Origin of the sequence: endosymbiont of Lamellibrachia barhami (assembly GCF_011947365.2) — a bacterium.
Taxonomy (GTDB): domain Bacteria; phylum Pseudomonadota; class Gammaproteobacteria; order Chromatiales; family Chromatiaceae; genus QGON01.
Window position 1 is genome coordinate 1,843,020 of the sequence record NZ_JAAVSH020000001.1, and the last position, 11,807, is coordinate 1,854,826.

Here is an 11,807-nt window from a genome sequence, read left to right on the forward strand (position 1 = left end):
TACGCCATACATGGTATTGCTATCTGTAGTAGTGCACCGATAGCGCCCAAACGCCCCATATCCAGCAGGCGCGCCATTGTATTTCAGGGCTACGCCCTGGCCTGCGTTCCGCCTGGCACGGTCGAGGGCAGGCATTGCGAAGGATCCCGACGATAATGGCAGTCTCATTACTGCCCCGTAGCTGGATCTCATCCCCGGCCTCACCGTCGATGCCGAAACCGTCGTAGAAGTAACCGGCATCATCGACCACCAGGGTGGCGCCGCTGCCGCTGCCCACGGTGGTGGTGAGGAACCGTCCGGCATCGATCATCGGGCTCGTGGATTGGAGGGTGAAGACGTGGTTGACCTCATCCACGAATTGCGGATCCTGCTCCAGGTTGTTGACGTAGAAAGCCGGTTTAGTGTTCTGCGCATCGACCAGTGAGATACCGCTGCTGCCCCAGTGTCCGATCACATTATCTCCCAGGTTGCCGGAGAAGAAGTTGTTGGTATCGAATTGATAACCCGACATGTCGTTACGGTAGACGTGCTGGTAGGGAGCATCGGGCCTTTCGCAGTCCGTATTCCTGTTGAGAATGTTGTTGGCGAAGAGGTTGTCCTCAAAGCCCCCCACTGAAGAGTCCATCGTGGTGATGCCGCCGCAGAGGTTTTTGTGGAAGACATTGTTGTAGACCCGGTTATGGGTGTTGAAACGGGCTTCCTGGCTATAGTTCTGCATGCCGAGTCCGGAATTGTTCGCATAGAAGACATTCTGGCGAATGATGCCGTTTTGGCCCGCATATTGGATACCGTTGCCGCCGGAGGTGCTGTAATACGAGCTGGTTTTGGCAAAGGTATTGCCTTCCACTAGGTTGTACTTGGTGGCGTCGTGAAGGGTGAACTCGTGATCGAAGCCCACGTTATCGCAGTCATAGATCTCGCCGATCTTCTGGATCTCGTTATCGAAATGGTTATTGCGGATCACGTTGAAGTTGCCGCACTTGATCACCCAAAGCGTATGGCTTGCGCGCACGAAGGTATTGCCCTCCACCAGGTTGTGATCCGACTTGATCAGGGCAAGGTTATCCTGTGAAGAGTCCTCGATGGTGTTGTTGAGAATCTTGTTATGGGTTGCCTCCTGAAAGAACAGGCCGGTCTTGGCGCTGGTGCTGCCGTGGTTTGCCCGCAGGAAGCTGTTGTACTGCAGGATGTTGTGATGCGCATTGAGGGCGTACATCCAACGATAGACATCCTCTACCCGCAATCCCTGCAGGATAAGGTATTCGCGATTGGAGATGTCGATGGCCGGACTGAGGTTGGTGCCGGTGATCGTCGCCTGCTCCGAGTCGTAGTTGCGATAGGTAATGTAGTTGCCAGGCGTGCCGGAGTTCTGCGGAATCAGCGGTTCGTTATAGCTGCCCTCACGAATCAAAACGGTTTCACCGGCGACAGCCGCTGCGGCGGCCCCGCTCAGGTTGCGAAAGGCCGTTTCGGAACCTGCACCGCAGGCGCGGCTGCCAACATCATAGTCGTTGCAGCTCGATGCGCCGATGAGCGGGTCGACATAGAGATTGTTACCCCCGCCTGGTGCAGGTGCGGTGACGATGATCTGGAAGGCGCTCAGTGTTGCGCTCTCGGTACCGTCGGAGACAGAGATGCCGATATTGCCATAGCTGCCGGCCGTGCCTGCGCCAGGTGTGCCGGAGAGTTGTCCGGTGGCGGTGTTGAAGCTGGCCCAAGCCGGCTTGTTGGTGATGTTGAAGACCAGGTTGTCGCCATCCGGGTCAGAGGCGCTGGGGGTGAAGCTGTAAGCTGAACCTTCAGCGACGCTAGCTGCAGGCAAGCCGCTGATAGCTGGCGAGCGGTTTGTGTTGCTGACGCTGATGGAAAAGCTGGCCAGTGAGGCGCTCTCCGTGCCGTCGGTCACGCTGATAAGGATGTCGCCCCAGATCCCGGCATCATTGTAGCTTGGATTGCCGAACAGTCGACCGGTGGTGGGATCGAAGTTAGCCCAGTTCGGCCGATTGGTAATGCTGAAGCTCAGGGCATCACCGTCCGCATCGAAAACGCTTGGAGTGAAGGAGTAGGTCGCCTTTTCTGCAACACTGGTGGCAGGCGAACCGGTAATGGTTGGTGTGTTGTTGTTATTGCTGTCACCGCTGACCATGATTGTGAAGCTGGCCAGTGAGCTGCTCTCGGTACCGTCGGTCACGCTGATGAGGATGTTGCCGTAGCTACCTGCTGTGCTGGAACCTGGCGTACCGAAGAGTTGACCGGTGGAGGTGTTGAACCCGGTCCAAAACGGCTTATTGCTGATACTGAAGAGCAGGTTGTCACCATCCGCATCGGATGCGCTGGGGGTGAAGCTGTAGGTCGAGCCTTCCGTGACACTATCGGCAGGAGACCCGCTGATGGTCGGCAGACGGTTTGTGTCGCTGACAGTGATGGAAAAACCAGTCAGTGTAGCGCTCTCCGTGCCGTCAGTTACACTAATACTGATAGGACCGTAGTTGCCTGCAGCATCAAAGCCGGGGGTACCGGAGATGCTCCCGGTTGCAGGATCAAAACTTGCCCAAGCAGGCAGATTACGGACACTAAAGTTCAGTTTATCACCATCGGCATCATCGGCTGCCGGCACAAAATGGTAAGGTGTGTTTTCTGCCACAACAGATGCAGGGAGACCGGAAATGGTCGGTGCATGATTCGGTAGCTGTGGATCTATAGTGCCACTGCTGTCGCTAACCTGGTAGTTGATGACCAAAAGAGCGGCTTTATCTGCCTTGCCGTCAAAAGAAGAGGCCACACGACGTCCGCTACCTTTTATGACCACTGCCAGATGATTCCCGGCTTGCCAATCCGGTTGGTCGACCGCAGCCTGTATCAGTGCAGAGATGTCGGGCGTCCGTTGCCCAGCACCTGCTCTTCCCCTTTTTCTCCACGCAGGTGGAGACCATGCAACGGAATTTGCAAAAAGCGTGCGTGATGAAACGTTATAACTGCTTTTCTGAAACGGCACTGCATCAGGCGTCTGTTCCACACCGATTTCAAGACTACTGCCCCTACGGGAAACCTTATCGACCGTAAACTGAAGGTTCGCTTCATCGATGCGGGCGCCCTGTGGCAGATCTACAGCGAAGCGAAGTCCGACAACCTGATACTCACCATCGTATATCAGTTCAATATCAGAACTATTGGCATAGATATTTCCATCCTCTTCCTCTTCCACATCATCAAGAGATGAGGAGATACGACTGGTGAACTGTTTTGAAACTACAGGTTCTTCTATCACCGGCTCCTCGGGAACAGGAGCCGTCTCGCGATTTGTGTATAAAACAGACAGTAGCGGCGCCTTATTCATTTCGCCGTCATAAGAGGATGCAGTACGCCGGCCACTGCCTTTAATAACAACGACAATATGGCTTCCAGACTTCCAGTCAGGTTGATCGACTGCCGCCTGTATCAACGCTGAAATATCGGGCGTCTGCTGTGCTATACCCGCTTCCCCTACACTCGTCCAAACCGCAGGAAGCCATGGCACACTCTGACGAAAAAAAGTACGGGTGGAGACGTTATAACTCAGATTTCTGAATGGCTGCGCATCCAGACTATTTTCCAGATAAATCCCCAGACTTGTCGGGTCGGTTGAAACCTCATCAACGGTAAACTGAAGTTTTGCCTCGTCGACACGAACACCTTGCGGCAGATTCAGGACAAAGCGGAGTCCAATAACTTGATATTCATCATCGTATATCAGCTCCAAGTCAGAACTGTTAACGTAGATGTTGCCACTCTCTTCCTCTTCCACATCATCTATGGAGGCCGAGATTCTCTGCTCAATACGTGTTGACACAGCACCTGCATCAGCCTCACCGGCTTGCACACCCGTGAAAAGCGGCAACACTAAAAACACACATAGGATAATGAACAGAGAAAAAGAGAACCGCTTGCAAAAAATACTTTCCAACATATTGGCAACCTGCAAAACAAATTAGTTATGGCTACATTGTTGGAAATTACTGGGTGGATGAACAGTTCATAAAATCAAACATGTGACACATTTTTTCACACTGATTTCAATGTGTGATGCCCGCCTGATTTATGCATATACTTTTAGAACAAACAGATTGTTTTTATGTTTTTGTGAACGAAATCAATCGCTAGAATATTTGTTCGTTGACCTTCATATAACCTGAAGATTAAACGCAAAAAGCGCAAGGTTGTAGAGAGTGAAACAACTCTACGACCTTGCGCTTTTTGCGTTGTTCGCGGAAAAATCTCTTTCCCTGCAATGAAATGTCTATCGCTGCAAGCAGCGGGGGATTTAACCCCAAGGGATTAAAAGGTTAAACTGACTTCTTCAGCGAAACCGGACTCAACACCAAGACTGTCAACTGCAGTCACTGAGAAATACCAGGCGCCACCACCAGGAACCGTCACATCATGAGGTCATCGTGTCAGCCACGACCCACTGGGTGTAAACACCTGACTGGGTTCCATAGTGAACACGGTACTCCTGAACTCCCACACCACTGCTTTGACTCCAGCTGATTCTGGCCATGTGTGTCGTGCAATCTCCCTCGCAAGTTACACTGAGGGTCACGGTTGCCGTGGCACTCTCACCGTCAACATCCACAACCTCGTAGGTAAACGAATCCAAACCACTGTATCCAGCATCCGGGAGGTATGAAAAGGTATTATCCCCGTTGATCGAGAGACTCCCCTTCGTTGTATTTTGCAGCACGCTCAGAGTAATCGGCCCATCCTCAAGGCCGCTGTCGTTATTCAGTACAGCGATCGGCGCCACCTGCCCCGCCGTTGCAGATACCAGATCATCATTCGCAACAGGTTGATGATTAATGCGCAGCACATTGATGGAAAATGCTGCGAGTGCCGCGCTCGATACTCCGTCGCTTACACTGATACGAATATCATTGTATTCACCAATGTCGTTCCCGGAGGGAGTACCACTGAGTCTGCCATTTGCGCTGTTAAACACAGCCCAAGAGGGCATGTTGATAATAGAAAAAACAAGCGGGTTATTATCCGCATCGCTGGCAACAGGCGTAAATTGATATAGCGTGTCTTCAGTCACCTCATTCAATGGGGCGCCGCTGATCGTCGGCGCACTATTTGCCAGAGTCACAGTAATCGCAAAGGCAGGCAATGAGGCGGTGTATGCGCCATCGGAAACCGAGATCCTGACATTTCCATAGTTGCCAGCATCTGCTACCGAGGGTGTTCCAGACAGACGTCCTGTCGATGAATCAAAGGTAGCCCAGGCAGGTTTGGACGTTATGGAGAAGGTCAACGCATCTCCATCCTGATCAACAGCACTCGGAGTAAACTGGTAACTATTGCCCGTTAATACCTGAGAGGGTGGTTGACCGCTGATTACGGGGGCACTGTTTACCAAACTCACACTAATCGTAAACCCGGGCAGCGAGACGTTATGTACGCCATCGGAAACAGCAATTCCGACATTTTCATAGTTTCCGGCATCTGACACAGAAGGCGTCCCAAACAGACGACCTGTCGATGAATCGAAGGTTGCCCAAGCAGGTTTGCCCGTAATAGAGAATGCCAACGCATCTCCATCTTGATCAGTAGCACTCGGAGTAAACTGGTAACTGCCACCCGCCACTACCTGGGTGGGCGCCAGGCCACTGATTACCGGCGCACGGTTCACATCAGTTACGGTGATGGAAAAAATTGCGAGAGACACAGTCGCAGCCCCATCGGTTACGGATATGCTGATGTTGGTATAGGTACCTGATTGACTGTAATCCGGCGTTCCAGACAGTCCGCCGTTTACCGCACTGAAATTTGCCCATGAAGGCAAATTGCTTATCGAGAATACCAAATCATCATTATCTGCATCCACGGCTACTGGCGTGAAAACATAGCCCTCACCTTCAGCTACTGTAAGTGCTGGAGTGCCTGACAATTCAGGTGGCTGATTGGGCTGTACAGGGTCTGTCCCGGTGTCGCCGGTATTCCCGTCATCAAAGTAATCGACATTCAGCAGAGGTGCACTGGCAGCGTCGCCATCATAAGATGATGCGGTTCTTCTTCCGCTACCCTTGATGACAAGAACAACATGCTGCCCCGGCTGCCATTGGGGTTGATCCACTACTTTTTGAATCAACGCAGCAAGGTTCGGGGTCTCCTGCTCATCACCGGACTCACCAACAACATTCCAGTTACCCGGCTTCCAGCTGACGGTTTCGGAAAAAGTTGTCCGGGAAGAGACGTTATAACTGCTGTTTGCGAAACTTTCCGCATCAGTAACGTGTTCTGCAGATATTTCAAGATCACCTGTTCCAGTGGATACTTCGTCAACGGTAAACTGCACACTGGCTTTATCGATAACGGCACCCTGCGGAACATCCACCACAAACCGCATGCCTATTACCTGGTCTTGATCATCGTTGATCAATTCCAGGTCACTGCTGTTTGAGTAGATGGCTCCACTGACCTCTTCTTCAACATCATCCATCGATGATGAGATACGACTTGTTGACGTCTTCAGCGCAGCACTTCCAGTTGCATCTGAAACAGAGGAGGTATCCTCTGTTCCACTGCCGCATGCAGCAAGTGAGAGAGCAGTAACTACTACAAATACGAGCTTTCTAATCTTCGCAAACATCTGCGTCAACCCATTGGTAATCAATTCAATGGGGGTGAGTCTAGTCGTTAGGAAAACAGAAAAAAGCGACCTTTCAAAAACATGTGAAACCCATCCATCACTACTGGTGAAAAATGTGACGACTTGCTAAATCCAATAACTATTAAACGAAATAAATGAGTATTTATCTAAAGTGTGAGCGTATTCCGAATTGCCTTACGGCATCTGATAATTGCACTAACCAGCGCCCATCCGGAAACAGCGACTCTCGCTAAGACGCTAAGATCGCAAAGTTATAACTTATTGTTATTCAACGTATAATAATTGTTTATTGGCGTTCTTTGCGCCTTTGCGAGAGTAATCTTGATGATTATGGATGGGAATCAATTATGCGACCTGATGATATCGGATGCGCAGGAATAGGCGATACCACTACCTGGCACAGTTTTATTGCGCTGCAAGCCCCGAGGAGAAGCGAATCTCACCGGTTGGATCCACAAATACCGCCTCAATACCCGGTAGCCGCTCCACCAGCGCCATACCAGCCGGTTCGCCCATAACAAACAGCGCCGTGGCCAGCGCATCCGTAGTCACCGCCTCCGGCCCCACAATCGAGACACTACGCACCCCTTCGGCCGAGCGGCCCGATTTGGGATTCAGAATGTGATGGTGGCGCACCCCATCCAGCATAAAAAAACGCTCATAGTCGCCAGAGGTCGAGAGTGCCGATTCACTCAAAGGCAGTAACGCCTTAATGCCCTTCCTGTCATCCGGATCGCGGATACCCACCCGCCAGGGACGGCCGCGTCGGTCGCCAAGAAAACGACTGTCGCCACCCGCGCTCAGGGTGGCGTGTTCGATGCCGTGATCCCGCAGGATCGTTATGCCCCGATCCACCGCATAACCTTTGGCGATCCCGCCCAGATCGATACGCACCTGCGGCCGGGCAAACCTCACGCCGGCCGGATCCTTCTGCAGCAAAACATTATGATAGTCGATGGCGGGCAGCAGCTCCCCCAGCGTCGCGTCACTGGGTTTGATGCCACGCCGGTAGTCGTAATGGTAACCGACGCTGGCAAAGGTGATGTCGAATGCCCCGTCCGTCAGCTCCGATATCTGCCGTGCCCTCTCCAGCAGCCTCAGCAACTCGCTGCTGATCGCCACAATACCCTGACTTGCCTCCCGGTTGATCCGTGACAACTCACTGTCGGACCGGAATGGGCTCATCAATCGGTCGATGCGGTGCATCTCCTGCAACACTGCCTCTATGGCAGCCTCACCCTGTTCCACCGACTCACACCACAGTTGCAGAGTGATTCGGGTACCCATGATATCGGCGCCGCGCCATAACCACTGCGCCTCGACACCGAGGCTGGCAAACCCCAGCAGCAGCGCCAGCACCCGGGCCGCAACACCGCTCATGAGGGAAGAAAATCGATCGGGTAAGAGACAACAGTGGTCTCCACCTCTTTGGAGCCAAAATCGAACATCCTTATTCTCGCGAGCAGCTTTCGCTCCAGTTTCCGGTTCTCCAGCTCAGAGGAGAGCAAACGACAGGTAGTCACCTTGCCTGAGGGTGCAATGGTAATCTCCAGCAGCATCTTTCCCATCAATGAGGGGTTCTTTCGCAGGGCTCGGTTGTAGATGGAGTAGAGCGCCCCTTTGTTGCGATCGAACACCAGTTGAACCTCCTCTTCAGTACGCTGGGCAGAGTAGTCTTTCGCCACCTTTTTGGCCCGGCTACCGCCACCTCCGTTGCCCTGCACTGCGGATCGCACCTGGGTCGTTTTTCGCCCGCTCAACCCCTGAGAGCCGGTATCCCGGCTCAGTTTCGCAGTATCGATGCCGTCACTGCCACGGGAGGCACCCGCAGTGACCAGCGAGCGCTCCACCCGGTTTGCCTTGTTCCCCGCCTTGGAGAGGCTGCGGGATGAGGCCACGCTGCTCACCGCCGGCGCAGAACGCAGATCCGCCAACTCATCGGCAACAGCCAACAGACCCGACCGGCTCGCCTTGCGTCTTGCGGCGGCCGGGTCGCTCTTTTTTGGCTTCTTCGCCACCTTGGAAGGCGCTCTTTTCGGCCTTTTTTTCACTACCGGCTTGGGCTTGGGTTTCGGTTTGGAAACCGGTTTTGGTTTAACCACGGGTATCACGACATCCGGCGGCTTGCGCTCCACCGGTTTTATCGGCCGACGCTCCAGAATGAGTTTCGCCAGTCGCGGCGGAGTGACGCGTGTAAACCGTTCCTGTTGCGGCAGCTCCACCAGGGAGAGCATCATCCCAAGCAACAGCGCCGCCACCAGCATCGCCAGTTGCAACCGGCGGAACTGCCGGTCCTCCCAGTGCGCATTGTTCCATGGCAGTTCCAGTCGATGTGTCATCACACTCATAGTGCCACCTCCGACTCACCCTCCTCCGGGCGTCTCACTACCGCCAGGGAGATATTGCCAAACTCGCTCTCCGCACAGGTCAACATCACCCGTTTCAGCAGACTGTAGGGGACCTGCTTGTCCGCCATGATGGTGATCTCACCTATGCCGCCAGCATCCTTCCCCGTCGTCGGAAGCGCTATTTTCACTCGTTCATCCAGCGCCTGTCGCAACGGCTCGATCATCTCCGTGGTGGAGTCCGCCAGCCGGTCTAACCGCACCACGACCTCTCCCTGCAACCGAATCTCCTCTGTATTGAGCATCACCACCATGGTCTCTTTTGCGCGCTGCTCTGCGCTCGATTCAGGCAGCTTGAGGGCCTTGGCGTTGGGCAGTACCTGCACCTCTGAGGAGTTCACCAACAGGAAAAATACCAGAATAGTGAAGATATCCATCAGCGATACCAGGTTGATGCCGCCGCGTCCCCGGTTGCGCTTGTGGTGCCGTTGCATCCGTTTCGCCCGACGTGACATCTTCATGAACCTTTACCCTTGGTTGCCGCCTTTGGCAGCGGAGGTGCATCGCCCAGGGAGATATCGGGAAACAGCTCCGCCTGCACCACCGAACCTGCCCGCACCAGATCGGTAATCCGCACCCGGTCCATCACCTGCACCAAATCGTCATATGAGACCTCCGGCTCCGACAGGATGTATACGTTGCGCTTTTCGGGATAACGCGCCTTGAGCGCCTGCAGCACCTGTGAAAGCCGCTGCAGATGTTGTCCCGACTCCTGCTGTTCGATGCGCTGAATCAGACCTCCACGACGGTCAGCAATCTCGATGGCGTCGTGGCGCACAATGACCTCCAGCTGGAGCTCTCCTTTGGCAGCACTACTGCCCTCACTGGCCGGTGGCAGGTGAAGATCCAGCACTGCCATGCGTGAGAAGGTGGCGGTGATCAGGAGAAAGGGCACCAATATCACCATCAGATTCATGAAGGCGGTGATATTCAGCTCCGCCTCTTCTGCATGGCGGCGCGACCGGCGTCTCATTTTGCGCTCCCGGCCCGCTCGGTGACGATATTGAGGAACTTCACAGAGACCATCTCCAGACTATCGACAACCTGGGTGGTACGACTCTGCAGCAGCGTGTAGACAAGCAATAGCGGGATCGCCGCCATCAAGCCGAAAGCGGTGGTATTCATCGCCACCGAAATACTCGCGGAGAGCAGATCCGCCTTCTCCACAGGATCGGCAGCAGCGACTGCGGTAAAGGCGTTGATCAGACCGATAATGGTTCCCAAGAGACCAAGAAGTGTGGCGATATTGGCCAGGGTGCTCAGATAGTGAGTGCGTTTTTCAAAACGTGGAATCTCCTCCATCAGTCCCTCTTCCATTGCCATCTCGATATCTCCCCGGCGTCGTGCATTGTGGGTTCGGGACAGACCGTAGACCAGGATGCGCCCCAAGGCGGTGCTGGAGTCGCTGGCGGATTGCAGCGCCTGTTTGAATTCACCTGCATTCAGCTGTGGCAGCACCTTCGCCCAGAAACGACTGTTGCGCAGTTTTGCACTTGCCAGGTAGACGTAGCGCTCTACAGCTATCGCCAGGCCGAGGGCAAAAATCAGCAGGATCGGGTACATGAAAGTTCCCCCCTCCTGGAAAAATCGAATGATAAAAAGATAGTTGTCCATAGTGGTTCCTCTGTAGCGATTATTCAGATTGATCTCTTAACAAACCTTGTTCTGTAGGTCGGGATAGATGCGCATTGCGTCGAGCCCGAGCTTTACCACCTGGCATCGCGCGCATCGTAACCCGACAACGATTTGTCGGGTTACGTAACGCACCAGATGTCGTGCCGGCATCAGGCTTCGCGCGGTTGCGCGACTAACCCGACCTACGGTGTATGGTCGTACGGCGTTTCGTTCATGGCTGGTCATTGGCGTCACTGAAATAGTCGAGCTGCCGCCGAAACACCGCCCTCTCCAGCGGGACCAGCAGATCGTCTCCTGTCTTCAGCGGCGGCATGCCCAACGGGTCACCCGGCCCCGATTTCCGCCAGGGCACCAGATAGAGCACCTGCGGGGACTCCCGGCTGCCGATTACCGCCGTGCCGTCCAGTTCCAGCCGCTGCTCTGCCTGGGCCGCCCACGGATTCAGCAACGCCGCCAGCAGCAGCGCCCATCGAAAAACACCTCTGTTTCTACTCATTTTGCCCCTGCCGCCAGTCTCTCCCCGGTACCAATGCGTCTTTTCAGCTCTATGATCCACATTTTTGTCTCCTGTTTGCCATCGGCGGAGAGTTCCGCAAACTGCTGGTAGTGGGCCAGTGCCTGGCGGGGTTCGTCGAGATAGAGGTCATAGAGGATGCCCAGATTGCGGTGAGCCAAAGCATGGTCCGGCTTGCTGTTCAACAGTCTCCTGTAAACTGTCAGGGCCTCCTGGAAACGCCCCTGTCGTCGCAAGAGAATCGCCAACTGGTGCTGAGCCACGGCATTGTCCGCGTCGATCTGCAACACCTGGCGCAATACCGTCTCCGCAGCTTCTGTCTGATTCCCCCTGAGCAGCAGGATGCCCAGGTTGAGCTGCGGCGAAACAAAACCGGGGAACTCATCCGCCAGCACCCTCAGCAGTGGCTCGGCCTCCTCATCCCGGCCATCACGCATCGCAATGAGCGCCTGGCTCAGCTGCAAGCGGGCTTGTTCCGGCAACTCGGGCACACTCTCCCGCTCTGTTTTTTCCAACGGCGGTGACCCTGCTATAGCAGGTGACGCCAGATCCCGGCGCGGTGCCTGATTAGCGCAGCCCACCAGCACCAAGGAGAAAAAAAGGAGGC

Annotated in this window: 9 protein-coding genes; all 9 read right to left on the reverse strand. The window is 54.4% G+C overall.

Annotated features, from left to right (window positions below; translation table 11 throughout):
* Positions 1-19 precede the first annotated feature (19 nt).
* Positions 20-3,880: a putative Ig domain-containing protein gene (locus G9Q73_RS08240; RefSeq protein ID WP_177419357.1), complete on the reverse strand. Its 3,861-nt coding sequence runs from the start codon at positions 3,878-3,880 to the stop codon at positions 20-22.
* A 537-nt stretch (positions 3,881-4,417) separates the two neighbouring features.
* Positions 4,418-6,625, reverse strand: coding sequence for a putative Ig domain-containing protein (locus tag G9Q73_RS08245; protein ID WP_177419358.1), 2,208 nt, complete (start codon positions 6,623-6,625; stop codon positions 4,418-4,420).
* Between the two features lie 426 nt (positions 6,626-7,051).
* Positions 7,052-8,026 carry an FAD:protein FMN transferase gene (locus G9Q73_RS08250; protein WP_177419359.1) on the reverse strand — a complete coding sequence of 325 codons (975 nt, stop codon included), beginning with the start codon at positions 8,024-8,026 and terminating at the stop codon, positions 7,052-7,054.
* The gene (locus G9Q73_RS08255; protein WP_177419360.1) at positions 8,023-8,994 is read right to left on the reverse strand and encodes an AgmX/PglI C-terminal domain-containing protein; all 972 of its coding nucleotides are present in this window, start codon (positions 8,992-8,994) and stop codon (positions 8,023-8,025) included. The genes G9Q73_RS08250 and G9Q73_RS08255 overlap by 4 nt, the downstream gene beginning before the upstream one ends.
* Positions 8,991-9,512: an ExbD/TolR family protein gene (locus G9Q73_RS08260; protein WP_177419361.1), complete on the reverse strand. Its 522-nt coding sequence runs from the start codon at positions 9,510-9,512 to the stop codon at positions 8,991-8,993. The genes G9Q73_RS08255 and G9Q73_RS08260 overlap by 4 nt, the downstream gene beginning before the upstream one ends.
* Entirely contained in the window at positions 9,509-10,024 is a 516-nt protein-coding gene (locus tag G9Q73_RS08265) for an ExbD/TolR family protein (protein ID WP_177419362.1), read from the reverse strand. Before G9Q73_RS08265 ends, G9Q73_RS08260 begins: the two co-directional genes overlap by 4 nt.
* Positions 10,021-10,665, reverse strand: coding sequence for a MotA/TolQ/ExbB proton channel family protein (locus G9Q73_RS08270; protein ID WP_177419363.1), 645 nt, complete (start codon positions 10,663-10,665; stop codon positions 10,021-10,023). The genes G9Q73_RS08265 and G9Q73_RS08270 overlap by 4 nt, the downstream gene beginning before the upstream one ends.
* A gap of 232 nt (positions 10,666-10,897) precedes the next feature.
* Positions 10,898-11,182, reverse strand: a complete 285-nt coding sequence (locus G9Q73_RS08275; protein WP_177419364.1) for a hypothetical protein — start codon at positions 11,180-11,182, stop codon at positions 10,898-10,900.
* Positions 11,179-11,715, reverse strand: coding sequence for a tetratricopeptide repeat protein (locus G9Q73_RS08280; protein WP_246345131.1), 537 nt, complete (start codon positions 11,713-11,715; stop codon positions 11,179-11,181). Before G9Q73_RS08280 ends, G9Q73_RS08275 begins: the two co-directional genes overlap by 4 nt.
* Positions 11,716-11,807 lie beyond the last annotated feature (92 nt).